Origin of the sequence: Aeromonas sp. ASNIH2 (genome assembly GCF_002934795.1) — a bacterium.
Lineage (GTDB): Bacteria > Pseudomonadota > Gammaproteobacteria > Enterobacterales > Aeromonadaceae > Aeromonas > Aeromonas caviae.
On the sequence record NZ_CP026406.1, the window covers coordinates 3,037,268 to 3,056,876 of the forward strand.

The following is a 19,609-nucleotide window of genomic DNA, read 5'->3' on the forward strand; positions in this document are numbered from 1 at the left end:
GCTCAGAGAGTGGGCCTGTGGTAGAGGCCCCGTTCGTTGACCTGCTCCTGATCCAGCAGCGGCTGACCGCTTGGCTGGGCAATATAAAAACCCCGCTTGCCGCTGCGCTTGACCCTGTACATGGCCTGATCCGCCCGGGCCAGTGCCGCGCCGAAATCGTCCTGGGGCCGGATGGCCGCAATTCCCATGCTCAGTCCCACCGAGGCGTCCCCGTTGGGCAGCTCGAAGGGGGTGGCGATGGCATCGATGCACTGGCGGGCGAGGTTGCTGGTGCGGGGATCGTCGCACGCCCAGGGCAGCAGCAGCACGAACTCGTCCCCGCCGATGCGCCCCAGCCGTACCTCCTCGCCGCAGCAGTGGCGAAGGCGCTGGGCAAGGGAAACCAGCAGTTCGTCACCTGCCCGGTGGCCCAGGTTGTCGTTCACCAGCTTGAAGTCATCGAGATCGATGAAACAGATGGCCTGGTACTCCCCGGGAAAGTGGCGGTGCAGCGCGGTGCGGTTGAACAGGCCGGTGAGGGGATCCCGGTGGGCAAGCTGGGCGAGCTGCTGCTCGTACTCCTTCTCGTGGGTGATGTCGATGTGGGTGCCCATCACCCGGACGGGGTTGCCCTGATCATCCCGCTCCACCACCCGGCCCCGGTCCAGCACCCAGGTGGTCTTGCCATCCTTGGCGATCATGCGGTGCATCGCCTGATAAAACGGGCTCTTGCCCTCCAGATGATCGAAGAAGGCCTGCAGCACCTGCTCCCTGTCCTCCGGGTGCAGGTGGGCGCGCCAGACGTCGAAGTGGGCCGACAGCTCCTTGGGCTGGTAACCGAGCATGGAGCCCCAGCGCCGGTTGAAGATGATGAGTTTGCCGGTGGGCACATGGTTCTGCCAGATGCACAGGCCGGTGCCGTCCATGGCTGCGTCCAGCTTCTCCCGCGCGTCATCCGCGATGCGTTTGAGACGCTCGTTCTCCAGCAACAACCTGTCGTAAGCCTCCCTCAGCTCCTCGTAGGTCATTCCTCATCCCTTCCCCTGTTCGAAAGCATATATAGTCGATGCACTCTCTCCTTCTGTAAAGAAGGGGATAGGGGAGGCTCTCGTCCAACATGAGGAGTTTTCTCACCCTCTGGCGGCTGTGCGCCCAGAGTCTGTGGGGATATGATGACAGCGGTGAGCGCGGCGTCCGGCCAGTGAAGAGGAGAAAATGTCCGCATGAAGATCCTGATGGGAGGTGGTCTGTTGCTGGGGGTTGCCCTGGCCCAGGCGACGCCACTGGCTGGGGACGAGTTGCAACTGGCGTTGCAGCGACTGGAAGAGTCGACGATGCCGGTGCAGGTGTTTCGCGAGCGCGTCGCCGCCCTGACTGCCGAACAGGCACACTATCCGCTCGAGGTGCAGGGCCGCCTTGCCCGGCTGCAGTGCTGGGCCCAGCCGAGTGAACGGGACGAGGAGTTTCGCCGCGCGGTGGCGTTTGCCGAGCAGGGGCTGGCGCAGGCCCGTGCCCGCAAGGACAGGGTCACCGAGGTGGGGTTGCTCGCCTGTCGCGGCTATCACCGACAACTGCTCGGCAACATGGCCGGGGCCGGGGAGGATTACGACGCCGCCCTGACCCTGGCTCGCCGACTCGGGGATGAGCGCCAGCGTGCCGACATCCTGAGCCTGCGGGGGGAGATGTACTCCTACCAGGGGGAGCTGGCGGAGGGGCTGATGGAGCTCATCGATGCCCACCAGCGCTACGAGGCGCTCGGGCTGGAGGCCAAGGGGCGCGAGGTGCTCGCCAATATTGCCAATGCCTATCGCAGGATGGGGCTCTATGAGCGGGCCGAGAGCTATTTCAAGGAGCTGGAGCACGACTACCGGCAGCTCGGGGTCGAGGAGCACCTGGTGGACATTCACAGCCAGCAGGGGCTCCTCTACATCGACACCGAAGAGTACGACAAGGCGCTGCCCCTGATGGCGGAAGCGGAGCGTTACTATCTGGGGTCAAACCAGGAAGTGGTCCTTGCCTGGAGCCGGATCGAGCTGGCCACCATCCTGCAGAAACAGGGCAAGCCGGACCAGGCCATGACCAAGCTCGATCAGGCGGCAGCCTCCCTTCATCAGGAGGAGGGGGCGGACAGCGTTACCCTGGGCCACTGGCACCTCGTCATGGCCGAGGTCCTCGAGGCCCTGAACCGACCCGGCGAGGCGCTGCGGCACCTGGACGAGGCCGAGCCCATCTTTACCCGGGAGCAGAACCTGCGCTTCCTCGCCCGGGTGCATGAGACACGGGCCCGGGTGCTGGAGCGTCAGGGGCATATCCAGTCGGCCCTCACCAGCCTCAAGACCTATGTCGAGACCCGCCAGGCCCTCGAGCTCAGATTGCGGGAACAGCGCTCCTTGCAGATGCGTTTCGAGTTCGATCTCGCCCGCAAGGAGTTGGAAAACCAGACCCTCAGGTCCCAGCAGCAGTTGCAGGCGGAGAAACTCAAGCAGTTGCAGGAGCGGCGCTACTGGCAATACCTGGTGGTGGCCCTGCTGCTGGTGGTGATGGGTACCCTGGTGGTGCACCAGCGCGGGCGCACCCGCAAGATGCAGCGCCTCGCCATGACGGACGAACTGACCGGCATCCACAACCGGCGCCAGATCCAGGCCAAGGGGCGCAAATGGTTCACCCAGGCGCGGGAGGAGGGCAAACCCCTGTGCGTGCTGCTGCTGGATGTGGATCACTTCAAGAAGGTGAACGACCAGCTGGGCCACCACGTGGGGGACAGGGTGCTCACCGCCGTGGCCCAGTGCATCGAGGAGCAGTTGCGCAGCCTCGACAGGGTGGGGCGCAACGGCGGCGAGGAGTTTCTGGTGCTGCTGCCGGATACCCTCCTGAACGAGGCCGTCGAGGTGGCGGAGCGGATCCGCCAGGCCGTCGCCCGTCTCGAGATTGAGGGGGTGCCTGCGGATCACCCCATCCGCATCAGCATCGGCTGTGCCCAGTACAAACCCGAGGATGACAACCTGGGCGAGCTGGTGCGCCGGGCCGACGAGGCCATGTACGAGGCCAAGCTGGCGGGACGCAACCGGGTGATGACGGCCCGGTAAGGCCGCAATGCTGATCAGTTAAGGATCCATTGACCGATCCTTCTGCTGTAGGACAATCCGGAACCAATCACTAGTTCCGGATTTTTTATGTCTATTGCAAACGATTTGAACGATGTTGTTGAGGCATCTGGCGACATGCTGGCTCGGCTGGCCATTTTTGCCGACCATATTCCCGACGAATGGATTACTGCCGCTGCCGCCTTGTCTGAAAAGGCCACTATCCGCCGACGCCGCTTACCTTCTGATATGGTCTTGTGGCTCGTCGTGGGGATGGCCTTTTTCCGCAATGAGCCCATCTCCGAGGTCGCTCGGCGCCTCAACATCTGTGCAGAAGGGTTGGCCAATGATGCCTTGCTCGCGGACAGTGCCCTGTCTCAGGCCCGTCAGCGACTCGGCAAACAGCCGCTCGAGTGGCTGTTCAAACAGTGCGCCGATGTGTGGGGGCGGGAACGTTATCCTGAAGACCATTGGCACGGTTTACAGGTCTTTGCCATCGATGGGGCCCTGTTCCGAACCCAGGATATGCCTGAACTCAGAGCACATTTCGGCTCGGGTAACACCTCAACCAACCGGCAGACACCCTACCCGATGCTGCGGTTGGTCACGCTCATGAATGTCCGCTCGCATGTCATTGCCAACGCGGCCATCAGCCCGTACCGCAAAGGGGAAATCCCCCTGGCCAGCGAGTTCATTCACTCATTGCCGGACAAGTCAGTGACCCTGCTGGATAAAGGCTTCTTCGGTGCCGACCTGTTGCTGCGTATTCAGGCCGAAGACACCGACCGTCACTGGCTCATCCCGGAACGCAAGGGGCTGGTATACACGGAACTTGAGCGCTATGGCGACGGTGACCGTCTGTTGCAAATGACGGTCTCGCCTCAGGCTAGCAAGAAAAACCCGGCGTTGCCGACACACTGGCAAGTTCGCGCAGTGACCTATGAGGTGGCAGGCAAGGAGAAAACGGTCTTTACCTCCCTGCCCGTGGCGCGATTCAGTGCAGCTCAGGTGGCGACCCTGTACCACGAGCGCTGGGAAATCGAGCTGGGATACCGGGATATCAAAAGCGCGATGCAGCACAACGCCATCACGCTGAGAAGCAAGAAAGTGGACTTGGTCTATCAGGAGCTGTGGGGATTGCTGCTTGGATACAATCTGGTCAGGCGGGAGGCCAGCCAGGCCGCCGTAGCCCATCAGCGAGCGCCCAATGAGGTGAGCTTTAAGTTTGCCTGTCAGTTCATCGCGAACCAGATGGCAGTGATGGCGGGCGCGTTATCGCCAGCCCATACGCCACGGAGGTTGGCGGAGTTGCGGGGCTGCATAGGCGTCATGTTCATAGAAAAACGCCCCAGGCCATCGAGACCCAGGGCGGTGAAGATATCAAAGACCCGTTTTCCGGTAAATCGCAATGCGGCTCCGCTTAAGTGAACAGCATTGCGGTAAGGCCGACCCCGCGCCCCCGTGATAGCGGGCTGGGTATTTTTCACTCGCGCGGGTATAATGCCGCGCAATTTTGCTTTGATCCGGGGCCAGACCCATGTAATGCAACGCGCTTCTTCTGTCTCCACCGGCGGTCACTGACCCGCCCGCGTGGTGTCGTTGTCTGCATGGGCGCCCTGATTCCAAGGTGCTGTCCCGCATTTTTCCCACGGTGGCTCCAGGCCGCCGCTCAATAGAAGAACGTCGAATTATGTCAGCTGAATTTCTGAGTGAAGTCTCCAAGAGACGCACTTTTGCGATCATCTCGCACCCGGATGCGGGTAAAACCACCATCACCGAAAAGGTCCTGCTGTTCGGACAGGCCATTCAGCGCGCCGGTACCGTCAAGGGCCGTGGCTCGGGCCAGCACGCCAAATCCGACTGGATGGAGATGGAGAAGCAGCGCGGTATCTCCATCACCACTTCCGTGATGCAGTTCCCCTACGCCGACTGCCTGGTCAACCTGCTCGATACCCCGGGTCACGAGGACTTCTCCGAAGATACCTATCGTACCCTCACGGCGGTCGACTGCTGCCTGATGGTCATCGACGCCGCCAAGGGTGTTGAAGACCGGACCCGCAAGCTGATGGAAGTGACCCGGCTGCGCGACACCCCCATCCTCACCTTCATGAACAAGCTGGACCGCGAAGTGCGCGATCCGATGGAGGTCATGGACGAGGTGGAGCGTGAGCTCAACATCATGTGCGCCCCCATCACCTGGCCCATCGGCTGTGGCAAATCTTTCAAGGGGGTCTATCACCTCTACAAGGACGAGACCTACCTGTATCAGAGCGGTCAGGGCCACACCATCCAGGAGAAGCGGGTGGTCAAGGGGTTGAACAACCCCGAGCTGGATGCCGCCATCGGCGACGATCTGGCTGCCCAGCTGCGTGGCGAGCTGGAGCTGGTGCAGGGCGCCTCTCCCGAGTTCGATCACGATGCCTTCATCGCCGGCGAGATGACCCCGGTCTTCTTCGGGACCGCCCTCGGCAACTTCGGCGTCGACCACATGCTGGACGGCCTGACCGACTGGGCGCCTGCCCCCATGCCGCGCAAGGCCGAGAGCCGCGAAGTGGTGGCGACCGAGGAGAAGTTCTCCGGTTTCGTGTTCAAGATCCAGGCGAACATGGACCCGAAACACCGCGACCGTATCGCCTTTATGCGTATCGTGTCAGGCACTTACTCCAAGGGCATGAAGATGCGTCACGTGCGCATCGGCAAGGATGTGAACATCTCCGACGCCGTCACCTTCATGGCCGGTGACCGTGAACAGGCGGTCGAGGCCTGTGCCGGCGACATCATCGGTCTGCACAACCACGGCACCATCCAGATCGGCGACACCTTCACCCAGGGTGAAGATCTCAAGTTCACCGGCATCCCGAACTTCGCACCTGAACTGTTCCGCCGCATCCGCCTGCGTGACCCCCTCAAGCAGAAGCAACTGCTCAAGGGGTTGGTGCAGCTCTCCGAGGAGGGGGCGGTGCAGGTGTTCCGTCCGCTCATCAGCAACGATCTCATCGTCGGTGCGGTCGGTGTGCTGCAGTTCGACGTGGTGGTCTCGCGCCTCAAGAGCGAGTACAACGTCGAGGCCATCTACGAGGCGGTCAACGTCGCCACCGCCCGCTGGGTGGAAGGGACCGACGTCAAGAAGTTCGAGGAGTTCAAGCGCAAGAACGAGGTCAACCTGGCCCTCGATGGGGGTGACAACCTCACCTACATCGCGCCGACCATGGTCAACCTGCGCCTGGCCCAGGAGCGTCACCCGGACGTTCACTTCCGCCAGACCCGCGAACACTGATCACCCCGCCCGCGCACAGCGGGTGGCGGATGACCAGAGAGACCCCGCTTCGGCGGGGTTTTTTGTTATGGGGCGTTTCATTGGAAGGGGCGGCGATCCCCATCCGGGGCTTGATGGGTGAATAAAAATAAAGAATAAGTGATTTAAATTTCACACATGGAGAGAGACATGTCCGTCACCCAACCCGTAGAGGCGCAGTTTGCCGCCTACAATGCCCACGACCTCGACGCCTTCGTGGCCTGCTTTGCCCCGGATTTCAAAGGCTATCGCATGCCGACCGAGACGCCGAGCACAGTCGGCAAGGGGGCGCTGCGGGCCTTCTATGCGGAGCACAGATTCAACAACCCGCAGCTCAAGGCCGAGCTGCTGTCACGCACTGTCATGGGCAACAAGGTGTTCGATCACGAGCTGATCCACGGCCTCTCCCCCGAGCCCATCGAGAGCGTGGCGGTGTTCGAGGTGAAGGAGGGTCTTATCCAGACCGCCTGGTTCTATTTCCCTTCCTGAGCGCCGCTACACGGGCCTGCCGGCGACAAAGCTGGTATAAGAGAAAGTTCCCTGCGGGCATCCCCTGGTCTGCCCGCGTCTGGACAATAACAAGGAGTACACCATGCTTGGACGCATCACCCACCTCTTCCCGCTTTGGGCCCTGCTGTTTTCCCTGCTGGCCTACTGGCAGCCCGAGCCCTTCGTCGGCCTCAAGGGCCAGATAGTGCCGCTGCTGACCATCATCATGCTGGCCATGGGGCTGACCCTCAAACCCCAGAACTTCCTCGACGTGGTGCGCAACAAGAAGGCCATCGGCCTCGGGCTGGTATTGCAGTTCAGCGTGATGCCGCTGGCCGCTCTGCTGGTCAGCCTGTTGCTGGGCTTTGATGCCGAGTTGACCGTGGGCATGGTGCTGGTGGGCAGCGTCGCCGGTGGCACCTCTTCCAACGTGATGTGCTATCTGGCCAAGGGCGATGTGGCTCTCTCCATCACCATGACAGCTCTTTCCACCCTGCTCGGGGTGCTCGTCACCCCCCTGCTGGTGCAGCTGCTGGCTGGCAAGAGCGTCGACGTGCCGGTGCTGGACATGCTGCTGAGCCTGGTGAAGATAGTGCTGATACCCGTGGTGTTCGGGGTGGTTGCCAATGTTTTCCTCCACTCCCTGACTGCACGTATCGAGCCCGTGCTGCCGCTCGTCTCCATGGCCGCCATCGTCATGATCATCGCCATCGTGGTCGCCCTCAACGCAGGGCAGTTCGCCAGCATCGGCCCCATCGTGGCGCTGGCGGTGATCCTGCACAACGGCATCGGCATTGCGGCGGGCTACTGGGTCAGTCGCTGGCTGGGCTTTGAGGAGCGGATCTGCCGCACCGTGGCCTTCGAAGTGGGGTTGCAGAATTCTGGCCTCGCCACGGCGCTGGCCATGAAGTTCTTCACTCCCGCCTCGGCCATGGCTGGTACCCTCTTCTCGGTCTGGCACAACCTGTCCGGCTCGCTGCTGGCCGGGGTCTGGGCCAAGCGGCCGCTTTCCCGGCCTGCTGGGACCCTGGAGCAGAGCGCTGGCTGATCAGGGGGCGACAGATGAAACAACTAGGGGCCATGGGCCCCTAGTTGTTGTTTGAGCTAGTCGAGCGCCAGTACCATGCAGATCTCGCAGGCGTCGTGGCCCGTGCAGCCAAGGGGCCCCGGCAGGTGTTCGAAGCCCAGGGATTCATAGAGGGCGGTGGCTTCCCGCAGCACGGCGGTGGTCTCCAGATAGCAGCGCTGGTAACCCAGGGCGCGAGCCTCGGCCAGCGCCTGCAACACCAGCCGCCGTCCCAGGCCCAGCCCTCGCAGGGCGGGCAGGAAGTACATCTTCTGCAGCTCGCACACATCCGCTGCCCCCGCCAGCGGCGCTATGCCGCCCCCGCCGAGAATGGCGCCGTCCGGTCCCTCAATCACCCAGTAGCGGCTGCGCTCCCCCTGATAGGTCTCGTGGAGAAAATCGAGGTTGGGATCCGCCACCCCGTACCCCTTGTCGGCGGTGAGGCCGTATTCGGCGGAGACGGTGCGCACCACGGCGGCGATCCGGGGATTGTCGGCCGGGGTGATGGGGCGGATGACGAACCCCTGTTGGCGGCGGGTGCGGGAGAGGGCGCTGCGATAGAGCCGCATGCCCTCCCAGATCTGCTCGCACTCGGCGGGGGAGAGCTGGGCCAGGGCCCCCGCCATGGTCTCGTCCATCTGCCGGTGCAGCTCCTCAAGCTGTGCCTTGCCCGGCGCGGTGAGGCTCGCCTCCTTGCTGCGCCCGTCCGAGGGGTGGGGTTGCCAGGCGATCAGCTCCCGTTCGGCGAGGCGGGCCAGGGGGCGGCTGGCGTTGGACTTGTCGATGCGAAGGCGCTCGGCAAGCTGCTGGTTGGTGGCGGGACCGTTCTCCAGCTCGATGAGCAGGTGGGCCTCCAGGGGGCTCAGGGCCAGCGAGCCGCACTGCTGGGAGAGCATGCCGAGTTCGCGTACCAGTTCCCTCGACAGGGCGCGCAGGGGGCGGGGATCCATGGGGTTGTCTCCTTGTGATGGCATTTGGTTGTTATGCGCAACCAATACCATCTTTTGGTTGTTGATGACAACTATTTGCGTGAAAAAGGGCGAAAGGCAGGCAGAAAAAAGGGCCCGGGAGAGGGCCCAAACATTGGAAACCCGCGCGGGGGCGCGGATCCCATCCTTGGTCAGGCAAGGCGCCGGCGAGGGTTAGACCAGTTCTGCCAGCATGGTGTCGGCATAGGGGGTCAGCGCCTCCCCCTGCTTCACCTTGGCGAGGTAGTCCGGGTTGGCGATGAGGGGGCGACCGATGGCGACGAGGTCGAAGCGGTCCGCCTCGATGGCCTCGAGCGCGGTCTCGGCGCTGTAGTTGCCCACCCCCACCAGGTGGCCGTCGTAGCGGGCTCGCAGGTAGTCGGAGGCGTGGCCGTCCAGGTAGTCGAAGGTGAGGCTGTCATCGAAGATACCCAGGTGCAGATAGGCCAGAGTGCGCTGGTTCAGCTCGGCCAGCAGGTGGTCGAACACGGCGCGATCCCGGGCATCCCCTTCCAGATGCACATAGGCGCCGGGGGAGAGACGAAGGCCGGTGCGATCCCCGCCGATGCGGGCGGCGATGGCATCCACTACCTCCAGCGCGAAGCGGCTCATGTTCTCGGGGCTGCCGCCGTAGTTGTCGGTGCGCAGGTTGCTTGCGTGGTGCAGGAACTGATCGATGAGGTAGCCGTTGGCACCGTGGATCTCCACCCCGTCAAAGCCCGCCTCGATGGCGTTGGCGGCGGCCTGGGCGTAATCCTCGACCAGCTGGGCGATTTCGCTCCCGGTCAGGGCGCGGGGCACCTGATAGACCAGCTCGCGCATGCGCGGCACCGTGCCCTCATGGGCGATGGCAGAGGGGGCCAGCACTTCGGCGTGGTGGAAGAAGGGGTGGGAGAGACGGCCCACGTGCCACAGCTGGGCGAAGATCTTGCCGCCGTTGGCATGCACGGCGCTGGTCACTTTCTTCCAGCCGGCGATCTGTTCGGCGCTGTAGAGCCCAGGGGTATTGGGGTAGCCCTGCCCGTCCGGACGGATGATGGTGGCTTCGGAGATGATGAGGCCGATGTCGGCGCGGCGGCTGTAGTAGGCGGCCATCTGTTCGGTGGGCACCAGACCCGGGCCCGCCATGCAGCGGGTGAGGGGGGCCATCATGAAACGGTTCGCGAGGGTGAGGGTGTCGTTGAGGCGATAGGGCTGAAACAGGGTATTCATGATCGTCTGTCCTGAGGGAGTGATTCTTGAACGGGCATTCAAGACGTTTTTTGGTTTGTGTGCAAGTATTTTTTGAGCAAGCATTCAACATGGATTGACGGGGGAGGCTGGGGTAAACTTGCCGCCCTGTTTTTTCCGTCCCGCGGGACCTTGCCACCGGAGACCCCATGCGCAGCGCCGAATACGATCGGGATGCCGTCTTGCGAAACGCCATGGAAGCCTTTCGCGCCAAAGGCTATGCCAAGACCACCATGCAGGAGCTGGTGGCCGCAACCGGCCTGCACCCGGGCAGCCTCTATGCCGCCTTTGGCAACAAGCGCGGCCTGCTGCTGGCGGCGGTCGATCACTATGTGGCAGAGAAGGGGGCCCTGCGCCGCCGCTGCCTGGCACAGCCCAGCCCGCTGGCGGGGCTGCACGCCTTCCTCGAGCAGGTGGTGGACGATGCCCTGCAGGGCTCCTGCCTGCTGACCCGCACCCTGATGGAGCTGACGGAGCAGGACGAGGAGCTGCACCTTCGCTTCAAGGCCATCTATGGCGAGCTGGAACAGGATCTGGCCGGGCAGCTGGCCCTGGCAAAGGCGCAGGGGGAGCTGGCAAAAGAGGGGGACATCCCCACCCTGACCGCCTTCTTGCAGGTCCATATCCAGGGACTGGTCACCTTCGCCCAGTGCCACCCCGACCGCCCTCTGCTGGCCGGTGTCGTCGCCCGGATGATGAGCGCCCTGCGGGCGTGATGGCGAGGATGGAAACAACAAAGGCTCCCGCGGGAGCCTTTGTTGTTGCTGGGATGCCACACGCCGCCGGGTTGTTTGCTCCCTTCTCCCCTTGCGGGAGCCATGGTTGTTTCTGGGGGAGGTCGCACGCCGCTTGGTTGTTTGTTCCCTTCTCCCCTTGCGGGAGCCATGGCTGTTTCTGGGGGAGGCCACACGCCGCTGGGTTGTTTGTTCCCTTCTCCCCTTGCGGGAGCCATGGTTGTTGCTGGGGATGCCACACGCCGCCGGGTTGTTTGCTCCCTTCTCCCGCTCATCTACAAAAGAATGGGAGAAGGGCTGGGGATGAAGGGGAGGGCTCTGCTCAGCGCAATGAGAGCCAAATATGGGCCAGTACGGCCTCCATCCGACTCAACACATCGTTATTCCACACCCTGATCACCCGAAAGCCTTGCTGATTGAGGTAGGCCGTTCTTGCGCCATCATGTTGCCGCCCTGCCGGTTCGTTGTGCTGCGATCCATCGACCTCGATGATCAACCTCTGCTCAAGAGAGATGAAATCGACAATGTAGGGCCCGATGGGCATCTGGCGACGGAATTTCACCCCGGCCAGACGGCGGTCGCGCAATTGCAGCCACAGCTTCTGTTCGGCAAGGGTGGCTTCTCGCCTCATGCGCTTGGCAAACGGATGGGTTCTCATGGTGCCTATCCAGAGCTGTTTGACCCTATTAGATATAGCCATTCCCCGGTCTGGTGACTGAGTGGGTTGCTTCCCCTCACCCTGGCCCTCTCCCAGAGGGAGAGGGGACAGATCGAGTGACAGTTGTCATCTTGTTGGTCATCTCGGGGCCATCGTGAACTGATGAACTGATGAACTGATGAACTGATGAACTGATGAACTGATGAATCGACAGGTCGATGTGCTGGTGGGATGTATTCCGCCCTAGCAGACAGGTTGTTTGCGATGCTGCCAGTGGCGCAGATCCGCTCCCTTCTCCCCTTGCGGGAGAAGGGTTGGGGATGAGGGGGGAGTCACACGCCGTCGGGTTATTCAGGAGTCACCAGCTCTTTCATCAGATGCTTGAGCCACACCTGGGCCGGCTGCTGCGCATGCTGCTTTGGTATGCCAGCCGCTGCCGCTTAGCCCGGATTCACCAGATCCTTCATCAGCGCCTTCAACCAGATCAAGGCCGGTTGCTGGGCGTGGACCGGGTGCCAGACGCAGTTGAGGTGATAGTCCGGCACGTCGTCGGGCAGGGGCAGGCTTTTCAGCGGCCAGTGGCTGGCGAGCAGCTCGGCCACCATGCTGGGCAGTACCAAGAGGTGATCGCTCTGGCTCACGATGGCGGCGGCGGACATATAGCTCTGGCTGTTGACCGAGATGGTGCGGCTATGGCCCAGGCTCTGCAAATAGCGGTCGAGGCTCGCCTCCGAGGTGCCGAGCGGCGAGTGGAACACATGGGGCATCTCGATTAGCTGGTCGAGGGTGATGCGCTCCTCCTCCAGCTCCAGGGTGGCGCGCACCAGACCGGCCAGGGGTTCGGTGAGCCAGGTCTCCTTGCCCAGATACCCCGGCACCTGCATGTACTCGTCAAACCCCAGCACGAGATCTATCTCGCCGCTCGCCAGCTCGGCTTCGGGCAGGGTATCGCGCAGGATGCGGATTTCGATGGTGACGCCGGGGGCCAGCTTCCTGAGGCGCTGGATAAGGGGCGGGATCAGCACGCACTCCACGTAATCCGTGGTGCAGAGCACGAAGCGGCGCTTCGACTGACGCGGCGCGAACTCGTCCTCCTCCCAGAGTTGCTGCTCCAGCAGCCGCAGCGCCTGCTGCACCCCCAGATGCAGGCGCTGGGCCCGGGGAGTCGGCAACATCCCCTGGGGCGTGCGCACCAGCAGCGGGTCGCCGAGAAAGGCCCGCAACCGGCCGAGGGAGTGGCTCATGGCGGGCTGGCTGATAAAGAGCGATTCGGCGGCGCGCGTCACGCTCCCTTGCGTCATCAGGGCGTCAAAGGCGAGCAGCAGATTGAGGTCGAGCTGGTGCAGTTTCATGGGGGGGATTATTCGCCGTGTTTATGGGACAATTAATCCTATTCATTTGATGGATGGGCGCGCAACTTCTTACACTGCGACCCACTCTTATTTTTTCAGGGTTCCCAGGCAAATCGGGGGCCTCAATCCATGCAAGGAGCCTTGCGATGAGCATCAAGACCATAAATTCCACGCCGGCCGCCGACGGCTTCACCATGCCCGCCGAATGGGCTCACCAGCAGGCCGTCTGGATGATCTGGCCGTTCCGCCCGGACAACTGGCGGGAAGCCGGTCGCTTCGCCCAGGCCACCTTCGCCAAGGTGGCGGATGCCATCGGTGGCGCGACGCCGGTCTTTATGGGGGTGCCGGCCCAGTTTATGGAGCAGGCCCGTGGCATCATGCCCGCCCACGTTACCCTGGTGGAGATGGCCAGCGATGACTGCTGGGCCCGCGACACTGGCCCCACCATCGTCACCAACGCCGCAGGCGAGTGCCGTGGGGTTGACTGGGGCTTCAACGCCTGGGGCGGCCACAAGGGTGGTCTCTACTACCCGTGGAACCAGGATGAAGAGGTCGCTGCCCGGATGCTGGAACAGCACGGCATGGATCGTTACGATGCACCGCTCATTCTGGAAGGGGGCTCCATCCATGTGGATGGCGAAGGCACCTGCCTGACCACCGCCGAGTGCCTGCTCAACGAAAACCGCAACCCGCACCTGAGCAAAGAGCAAATCGAAGCACACCTGCGCGACTATCTGGGTGTGAAGAGCTTTATCTGGCTGGACGAAGGCGTCTACATGGACGAGACCGACGGCCACATCGACAACATGTGCTGCTTCGTGCGTCCGGGTGAAGTGGCCCTGCACTGGACTGACGACCAGAACGATCCCCAGTACGCCCGCTCCCTGGCCGCCCTCAAGGTGCTGGAAGCGGCGGTCGACGCCAAGGGTCGCAAGCTGAAAGTGTGGAAGCTGCCCCAGCCGGGCCCGCTGTTCTGCACCGAAGAGGAGTCTGCCGGTGTCGAGAGCGGTACTGGTGTGCCGCGCGAGGCAGAAGGCCGTCTGGCCGGCTCCTACGTGAACTTCCTTATCACCAACGATCGCATCGTCTACCCGCTGCTGGATGCCGCCACCGACGGCGAAGCCCAGCGCATTCTGGAAGAGATCTTCCCGGAGCATAAGGTCGTCGGTGTACCGGCCCGCGAGATCCTGCTGGGCGGTGGCAATATCCACTGCATTACCCAGCAGATCCCTTCCGGCAAATAAGCTGGTCGAAGAGTGTAGAAATTCAAAACCCCACGCCGTGGGGTTTTATCTCTTGATAATGTGATGGTCGCAGGCGCCGATGCGGCGATCATCATGACAAACAGTCACCCTTTTACAGGAGATCCCCATGATCGAAGTGACCGAGGTTTCCATTGCCGAGCTGCGTGCCGCGCTCGAATCAGGCCGCACCACCGCGGTCGAACTGGTCGAGGCCTATCAGGCCCGGATCGAGGCCTACAATGGCCCCGAGACACAAACCCGCCTCAATGCCGTCGTGGTGCCCAACCCCGATGCCCTGAAAGAGGCCGAGGCTTCCGATGCCCGCCGCGCCCGTGGGGAAACCCTGAGCCCGCTCGACGGCATCCCCTACACCGCCAAGGACAGCTATCTGGTCAAGGGGCTGACCGCCGCCTCCGGCAGCCCGGCCTTCAAGGATCTGGTGGCCCAGCGTGATGCCTTTACCGTTGAGCGCCTGCGCGCCGCCGGTGCCATCTGCCTTGGCAAGACCAATATGCCCCCCATGGCCAATGGCGGCATGCAGCGCGGCGTCTATGGCCGTGCCGAGAGCCCCTACAACGCCGACTACCTGACCGCGCCCTTTGCCTCCGGCTCCTCCAACGGTGCCGGTACTGCCACCGCCGCGAGCTTCGCCGCCTTTGGTCTGGCGGAAGAGACCTGGTCGAGCGGCCGGGGCCCTGCCTCCAACAACGGTCTGTGTGCCTACACCCCGTCCCGTGGCGTGATTTCGGTGCGCGGCAACTGGCCCCTGACCCCGACCATGGACGTCGTCGTGCCCTATGCCCGCACCATGGCCGATCTGCTGGAAGTGCTGGATGTGGTGGTCGCCGACGATGCCGAGACTCGTGGCGATCTCTGGCGCATGCAGCCCTGGGTGCAACTGCCCAAGGCCTCCGAAGTGCGTCCGGCTTCCTATCTGGATCTGGCTGCCAAGCCCGACGCCCTCAAGGGCAAGCGCCTCGGCGTGCCGCGCATGTTTATCAACAAAGATGAACTGGCCGGCACCAGCGACAACCCCGGCATCGGCGGCCCGACCGGTCAGCGCATCCATACCCGCGAGGCCGTGATTGCCCTCTGGGAAGAGGCGCGCAAGGCGCTGGAAGCCGCGGGCGCCGAGGTCATCGAAGTGGACTTCCCGCTGGTCTCCAACTGCGAAGGGGACAGACCCGGCGCGCCGACCGTGTTCAATCGCGGCATCGTGAGCCCGGAGTTTCTCAACGACGAGCTGTGGGAGCTATCCGGCTGGGCGTTCGACGACTTCCTGCGCGCCAACGGCGATCCCAAGTTGAACAAACTTGAAGATGTCGATGGGCCGAAGATCTTCCCCCACGATCCGGGCACCTTGCCGAACCGCGAGGGGGATCTCGCCGCCGGCATGGACGAGTACGTCAAGATGGCCAAGCGCGGTCTCAAGCGTTTCGACGAGATTGCCTCTGTGCCGGACGGCCTGCGTGGTCTGGAGAAGACCCGTAAGCTGGATCTGGAAGAGTGGATGGACGGGCTCAAGCTCGACGCCGTGCTGTTCCCGACCGTCGCCGATGTCGCCCCGGCTGACGCGGACGTGAATCCGGCCTCCGCCGATATCGCCTGGAGCAACGGCATCTGGGTTGCCAACGGCAACCTCGCCATTCGCCACCTCGGCGTGCCGACCGTCACCGTCCCCATGGGCATCATGGCCGATATCGGTATGCCGGTGGGCCTGACCTTCGCCGGCCGCGCCTATGACGACAACAACCTGCTGCGCTTCGCCTCGGCCTTCGAGTCCACCGGCAGCAAGCGCCAGGTGCCGCCGCGCACGCCGCCGTTGGTGTGATGTTCGTTACGGGCTAAATGTTCCTATTGGACCAGGTAATAAAATTTAAAGCCACCCGTATTATGGGTGGCTTGTATATTAAAGGTCATCGTTAACTTCTCTTTCTGTCTTTAGATAAAATAATTTACTGACGAATCGTAGAGTATTTATAATTACGCCTAGTATGGCTTTGGTTTGATTTAATGATAGATAGACAACAAATGTTGTTGATATGAGCACAACCCCCCCTTTATTCTCGATTACCAGATCTGAGTTTTTATATAAAAGGGAAAGCACTCCAAATAATAACGTGCATGTCAGTACGGATGCGGATGTTATTACTGTGAAGACGAGGCTCTTAACTTGCTCTGTACTTTCAGTTCCTTTGATGAGAGCTATTTTATCTGGATTGGTAAATGAGGAAATAGCTTCTGGGTATATATAGGCGATCCAGATTCCTGCAGTGGTAAAGACTGCTGCTGAGATGTTCTGCAATGTTGACAAAAGAGATGTCAAATCACTTGAGCTTATTTTTCCTGAGCTTAACCAAGACATAATAAAACTCATGAGTAGTAAAGATGCTTGTATGAAATAAATCTTTTTCATGATGCAATACTCTCATTGTCACCCCAATCGATATCATCTTCAATAGTGAAGTCGAGCAGGCTTTCTCGACAACTAGATAATGCATCCAGAACTGTTTTTGCAGGGAAGTAGCTATTGTTAACCTTACTACTCTCTGATAGTTGAATGCTTTTTTTCTCTATGTAAGAATCAAACCATTTTGTAGGTTTATCTCTTCCTCCACATTTAAAGCCTAGTTTATCCCAAATACTATCAGGGTTTCTTTCTTCCTGATAAACCTCTAGCATTTCATATAATGCTAAAGGTGTTAGCTCTTCATCGGTGATAATCTCAACTTGCTTGCTATTCGTTATGTCTCTTTTTTTATTTAATTTACCCCACAGTGTGAAAATGCCATCTCCTTCGACTCTCTTTGTTGATGAAATAGTCTCTCTAACAACGATGTGAGATATTTTATTTGCTAGTGATTTTATCTTTTCTTTTGTCACACTAAGTTCTTTAGTCTCAGCTTTAAATTTAAATGTAAGTGATGAGTCATCAGAAGGATCATTGTAAGTTACTCGTTTAGTGATAATGTCTCTTCCAGAATGATGGTTGTGAATTGGTGATTCATGAATTGTCTTTCTTGGATCATCAATTCTTAGCGTGACACAATGTCTTATATATTGAGCTACATCATCAGTATCAGATAATGAGTGGGGGAATTTTATAGATGCAAGGATGTTTTTTGATGGAATAAACCAGTAGTACATAGGTTGGCCAAGAATAAGATCTCTATCCCCAACCTTAGCATTTATTAAATGAGCGGCGTCATCTTTATCTCCAACAGCAGAATCCCCCACAATACCATTTACATTACCTCCATCTTCTCCATACTGTTTCCAAAAAACAAACAAGTAGTCATCTGTTTCATTATTATGAAATGTAGATTTGCAGTAAACTCTTCGCCTATATGGATTTGATGAAATATCCCATGGGATTGTATTCCTTACTTCTCGTTTGGACACCCATGTTTCAACCGCAGAAATAATATCTTTCATTGAGCCGCTATGAAAGATATGGTCTTGCTTTTGTTTTATTTTATAAAAGCCACAATGACTAACATCAAAAAAACTAATCAGTCCTTTTTCCATACAACTCTCCTTTTTATTATGAAGGATTGTAAGTGTCGCTTAAATTCCGTTCAATCCCCTAAGAACATATATTTTAAGGGAAAGATCCTGAGAGATTTTGGGACATCCACCATTTTGATAGGGGCGTAGCGGTCAGCTTGGCTTAAGCGACAGGTCGTTGGATTGAAGAGCGAAGCGTATTCGGACGATCGCGAATAGGTCGTGGCTGAGAGGTTGCTGAAATACAGGGGGCCGCCAGTATTGCCATGACTCGGTGTGCAGCGGTATGCGGACGATGACGCTGCGCTAATCGTCCCTGCGTGGTTTGGTCATTGCTTTCTATATCGCCTTTTGCGGGGCTGGTGATAACGCCTACCCGCAATTTCCCCAGACTTCACCTTGGCTTCACACAGCCTCATTCTCCCCTTACATATCCCTTCTATCTTCTGCCCACTGATAAATGGGCCCGCTTGCCACAGAGTGGCGAGGGCCAACGAGAGGGGAGCAAGACGATGAAATCCTGGATCAAATACGGGCTGGCCGGGGCCTTGATACTGGTGGCGAGCTTCTGGGGCGGCAGCGTGCGGGCGGCGGGGGCGTGGCCCGCTCAAGGGGGCCCGTGCCCGCCCGTCTCCCAGTTCCCCTAATATCAGGCCAATGACTGAACGCGCCGGGCTGGCCTGTCAGCGGAAGCGGAACAGCTCCCGGTGCAGCGGGGCTGCCAGATGGGTATCCAGAGTCTGGGCCATGGGCTCGGGGCCGCAGAACCACACAGGGGTGTGCTGGCGTTCACCCAGGGCGGCCAGATCCAGTCGGCCACGCTCTGACTCCAGATGCAGCCGGTAGTCGACCCCGGCCCTACGGCACAGCTCGGCCAGCCGCCTATGATAGGGGGCGGCCTCGGCGGTGGGGGCGCATTGCAGCAAGGTGGTGCCGGGGCGTTTTTCGCCGCGGCGCACCAGGGCCTCCAGCCAGGCGACGAAGGGGGTGATGCCGATACCGGCGCCCACCCAGAGCGCGGGGGCGGGATCCGGCAGGGCGAAGGCGCCATAGGGGCCGGTCACGGTGACCCCATCCCCCACCTTGAGGTGGCGGTGCAGCCAGCGGGTGTGATCCCCGAGGGCGCGCACCGCCAGTGTCAGGGTGCGGCCATCCGCCGAGACATTGACCAGGGTGTAGGGATGGGGCTCGCCGCGCCCGGCGAAGTCGAAGAAGGCGAACTGCCCGGGGCGGTAGCCGTGCAGGGGCGCGGTGAGGCCAACCCGGATCTCCAGGGTGCGCTCGTCCAGAGGGGTGAGGGCGCTGACCGCCCCTTGGCGGCGTGCGTCCCGCCCCACCCGGCCAAACAGGGAGTAGAGCGCCCCCAGAGCCCCCAGCCCGCCGCCGATAAGCAGGGTCAGGCCGACCGGGGTCAGGGCGCCGATGCGCGGCAGCAGGCAGAGCCCGTGCAGCCAGCCCATCAGATAGATGACCGGAGCCAGCCGGTGAACCACCTTGAAGCGCTCGTAGCGCACCACCGCCAGCAGGCTTACCACCACCAGCGCCAGCAGCAGATAGAAACTCCATTCCCCCAGGGTATTGCCGAGTTCGTGCCACAGGGCATCGTTACCAGCACCAGCACCAGCACCAGCACCAGCACCAGCACCAGCACCGCGGCGCGCCGGCCGGGTTAGCCAGTCGGCGGCGACGGCCCACTTGGGGGCTTCCACCAGCAGCCAGTGGGCCAGCAGGGTGCCGGTGGCCCAGAGGGCGCTGCTGCGGTGCAGGTGCAACATGCGATCCAGCCCGCCGCACCAGGCTTCGAGCCTCGGCAGGCGCAGGGCGAGCAGCAAAGAGAGGGTCATGGCGCCAAGGCCAATCAGGCCGGTCAGGATCAGCAGCTCGTGGCGCCAAGGCCAGACGCTGGCGGGCCACTGGGTGAGGCCAGCGAGCCAGAGCAGGGTGAGGGTCAGGGGCAGGGCCCAGACGAGGGATGCGGGTTTCATGATGCCCTCCTTGTCCATG

General features: G+C 61.0%; 16 protein-coding genes and 1 pseudogene. 9 read left to right on the forward strand and 8 right to left on the reverse strand.

Features of this window, described 5'->3' with window-relative positions:
- Positions 1 to 2: 2 nt before the first annotated feature.
- The gene (locus tag C3F36_RS14500; RefSeq protein WP_104455296.1) at positions 3 to 1,007 is read right to left on the reverse strand and encodes a sensor domain-containing diguanylate cyclase; all 1,005 of its coding nucleotides are present in this window, start codon (positions 1,005 to 1,007) and stop codon (positions 3 to 5) included.
- Between the two features lie 195 nt (positions 1,008 to 1,202).
- Between C3F36_RS14500 and C3F36_RS14505 the strand changes: the two genes are divergently transcribed.
- From C3F36_RS14505 to C3F36_RS14525, 5 genes are all read left to right on the forward strand, one after another.
- Positions 1,203 to 3,065: a diguanylate cyclase gene (locus tag C3F36_RS14505; RefSeq protein WP_104455297.1), complete on the forward strand. Its 1,863-nt coding sequence runs from the start codon at positions 1,203 to 1,205 to the stop codon at positions 3,063 to 3,065.
- Between the two features lie 87 nt (positions 3,066 to 3,152).
- Positions 3,153 to 4,490 carry an IS4-like element ISAeme15 family transposase gene (locus tag C3F36_RS14510; RefSeq protein ID WP_041205620.1) on the forward strand — a complete coding sequence of 446 codons (1,338 nt, stop codon included), beginning with the start codon at positions 3,153 to 3,155 and terminating at the stop codon, positions 4,488 to 4,490.
- Positions 4,491 to 4,749: 259 nt separating this feature from the next.
- Positions 4,750 to 6,339, forward strand: coding sequence for a peptide chain release factor 3 (prfC, locus tag C3F36_RS14515; protein ID WP_089503670.1), 1,590 nt, complete (start codon positions 4,750 to 4,752; stop codon positions 6,337 to 6,339).
- A 168-nt stretch (positions 6,340 to 6,507) separates the two neighbouring features.
- Positions 6,508 to 6,846, forward strand: coding sequence for a nuclear transport factor 2 family protein (locus tag C3F36_RS14520; protein ID WP_041211044.1), 339 nt, complete (start codon positions 6,508 to 6,510; stop codon positions 6,844 to 6,846).
- Positions 6,847 to 6,949: 103 nt separating this feature from the next.
- A complete protein-coding gene (locus tag C3F36_RS14525; RefSeq protein ID WP_041214550.1) occupies positions 6,950 to 7,894 on the forward strand; it encodes a bile acid:sodium symporter family protein in 945 nt (314 codons plus the stop codon).
- Positions 7,895 to 7,950: 56 nt separating this feature from the next.
- On the opposite strand, the gene C3F36_RS14530 is transcribed toward C3F36_RS14525, so the two are convergent.
- Positions 7,951 to 8,862 carry a MarR family transcriptional regulator gene (locus C3F36_RS14530; protein WP_104455298.1) on the reverse strand — a complete coding sequence of 304 codons (912 nt, stop codon included), beginning with the start codon at positions 8,860 to 8,862 and terminating at the stop codon, positions 7,951 to 7,953.
- Positions 8,863 to 9,054: 192 nt separating this feature from the next.
- Positions 9,055 to 10,092: an alkene reductase gene (locus tag C3F36_RS14535; RefSeq protein ID WP_199769601.1), complete on the reverse strand. Its 1,038-nt coding sequence runs from the start codon at positions 10,090 to 10,092 to the stop codon at positions 9,055 to 9,057.
- Between the two features lie 167 nt (positions 10,093 to 10,259).
- Here C3F36_RS14535 and C3F36_RS14540 point away from each other — a divergent pair, with 167 nt between their 5' ends.
- Complete coding sequence (locus C3F36_RS14540; RefSeq protein ID WP_104455300.1) at positions 10,260 to 10,826, forward strand: TetR/AcrR family transcriptional regulator; 567 nt, start codon at positions 10,260 to 10,262, stop codon at positions 10,824 to 10,826.
- 340 nt (positions 10,827 to 11,166) lie between these two features.
- On the opposite strand, the gene C3F36_RS14545 is transcribed toward C3F36_RS14540, so the two are convergent.
- Positions 11,167 to 11,502: an endonuclease domain-containing protein gene (locus tag C3F36_RS14545; protein WP_104455301.1), complete on the reverse strand. Its 336-nt coding sequence runs from the start codon at positions 11,500 to 11,502 to the stop codon at positions 11,167 to 11,169.
- A gap of 440 nt (positions 11,503 to 11,942) precedes the next feature.
- Complete coding sequence (locus tag C3F36_RS14550) at positions 11,943 to 12,854, reverse strand: LysR family transcriptional regulator (protein ID WP_048206938.1); 912 nt, start codon at positions 12,852 to 12,854, stop codon at positions 11,943 to 11,945.
- A 146-nt stretch (positions 12,855 to 13,000) separates the two neighbouring features.
- Between C3F36_RS14550 and aguA the strand changes: the two genes are divergently transcribed.
- Both aguA and C3F36_RS14560 read left to right on the forward strand, forming a co-directional pair.
- Positions 13,001 to 14,098 carry an agmatine deiminase gene (gene aguA / locus C3F36_RS14555; RefSeq protein WP_104455302.1) on the forward strand — a complete coding sequence of 366 codons (1,098 nt, stop codon included), beginning with the start codon at positions 13,001 to 13,003 and terminating at the stop codon, positions 14,096 to 14,098.
- A 127-nt stretch (positions 14,099 to 14,225) separates the two neighbouring features.
- Positions 14,226 to 15,929: an amidase gene (locus C3F36_RS14560; protein ID WP_104455303.1), complete on the forward strand. Its 1,704-nt coding sequence runs from the start codon at positions 14,226 to 14,228 to the stop codon at positions 15,927 to 15,929.
- 78 nt (positions 15,930 to 16,007) lie between these two features.
- Here C3F36_RS14560 and C3F36_RS23330 read toward each other — a convergent pair whose 3' ends face one another.
- Together C3F36_RS23330 and C3F36_RS23335 are read right to left on the reverse strand one after the other, a co-directional pair.
- A complete protein-coding gene (locus C3F36_RS23330; protein ID WP_158656120.1) occupies positions 16,008 to 16,514 on the reverse strand; it encodes a hypothetical protein in 507 nt (168 codons plus the stop codon).
- The gene (locus tag C3F36_RS23335; RefSeq protein WP_128318365.1) at positions 16,511 to 17,626 is read right to left on the reverse strand and encodes a hypothetical protein; all 1,116 of its coding nucleotides are present in this window, start codon (positions 17,624 to 17,626) and stop codon (positions 16,511 to 16,513) included. The genes C3F36_RS23330 and C3F36_RS23335 overlap by 4 nt, the downstream gene beginning before the upstream one ends.
- A gap of 491 nt (positions 17,627 to 18,117) precedes the next feature.
- On the opposite strand from C3F36_RS23335, the pseudogene C3F36_RS24180 reads away from it, so the two are divergent.
- Positions 18,118 to 18,198 (forward strand): annotated as a pseudogene (locus tag C3F36_RS24180) (subclass B2 metallo-beta-lactamase); the annotation flags it as partial.
- A 90-nt stretch (positions 18,199 to 18,288) separates the two neighbouring features.
- Here the strand turns inward: C3F36_RS24180 and C3F36_RS14575 are convergent.
- Positions 18,289 to 19,608 carry a ferredoxin reductase family protein gene (locus C3F36_RS14575; RefSeq protein ID WP_104455305.1) on the reverse strand — a complete coding sequence of 440 codons (1,320 nt, stop codon included), beginning with the start codon at positions 19,606 to 19,608 and terminating at the stop codon, positions 18,289 to 18,291.
- Between the last annotated feature and the right edge of the window lies 1 nt (position 19,609).

What these genes read in the sequence shown, in the direction of transcription:
- C3F36_RS14500 (WP_104455296.1), bottom strand. Translation starts at nt 1,007, where the DNA reads ATGACCTACGAGGAGCTGAGGGAGGCTTACGACAGGTTGTTGCTGGAG.
- C3F36_RS14505 (WP_104455297.1), top strand. Translation starts at nt 1,203, where the DNA reads ATGAAGATCCTGATGGGAGGTGGTCTGTTGCTGGGGGTTGCCCTGGCC.
- C3F36_RS14510 (WP_041205620.1), top strand. Translation starts at nt 3,153, where the DNA reads ATGTCTATTGCAAACGATTTGAACGATGTTGTTGAGGCATCTGGCGAC.
- C3F36_RS14520 (WP_041211044.1), top strand. Translation starts at nt 6,508, where the DNA reads ATGTCCGTCACCCAACCCGTAGAGGCGCAGTTTGCCGCCTACAATGCC.
- C3F36_RS14525 (WP_041214550.1), top strand. Translation starts at nt 6,950, where the DNA reads ATGCTTGGACGCATCACCCACCTCTTCCCGCTTTGGGCCCTGCTGTTT.
- C3F36_RS14530 (WP_104455298.1), bottom strand. Translation starts at nt 8,862, where the DNA reads ATGGATCCCCGCCCCCTGCGCGCCCTGTCGAGGGAACTGGTACGCGAA.
- C3F36_RS14535 (WP_199769601.1), bottom strand. Translation starts at nt 10,092, where the DNA reads ATGAATACCCTGTTTCAGCCCTATCGCCTCAACGACACCCTCACCCTC.
- C3F36_RS14540 (WP_104455300.1), top strand. Translation starts at nt 10,260, where the DNA reads ATGCGCAGCGCCGAATACGATCGGGATGCCGTCTTGCGAAACGCCATG.
- C3F36_RS14545 (WP_104455301.1), bottom strand. Translation starts at nt 11,502, where the DNA reads ATGAGAACCCATCCGTTTGCCAAGCGCATGAGGCGAGAAGCCACCCTT.
- C3F36_RS14550 (WP_048206938.1), bottom strand. Translation starts at nt 12,854, where the DNA reads ATGAAACTGCACCAGCTCGACCTCAATCTGCTGCTCGCCTTTGACGCC.
- aguA (WP_104455302.1), top strand. Translation starts at nt 13,001, where the DNA reads ATGAGCATCAAGACCATAAATTCCACGCCGGCCGCCGACGGCTTCACC.
- C3F36_RS14560 (WP_104455303.1), top strand. Translation starts at nt 14,226, where the DNA reads ATGATCGAAGTGACCGAGGTTTCCATTGCCGAGCTGCGTGCCGCGCTC.
- C3F36_RS23330 (WP_158656120.1), bottom strand. Translation starts at nt 16,514, where the DNA reads ATGAAAAAGATTTATTTCATACAAGCATCTTTACTACTCATGAGTTTT.
- C3F36_RS23335 (WP_128318365.1), bottom strand. Translation starts at nt 17,626, where the DNA reads ATGGAAAAAGGACTGATTAGTTTTTTTGATGTTAGTCATTGTGGCTTT.
- C3F36_RS14575 (WP_104455305.1), bottom strand. Translation starts at nt 19,608, where the DNA reads ATGGACAAGGAGGGCATCATGAAACCCGCATCCCTCGTCTGGGCCCTG.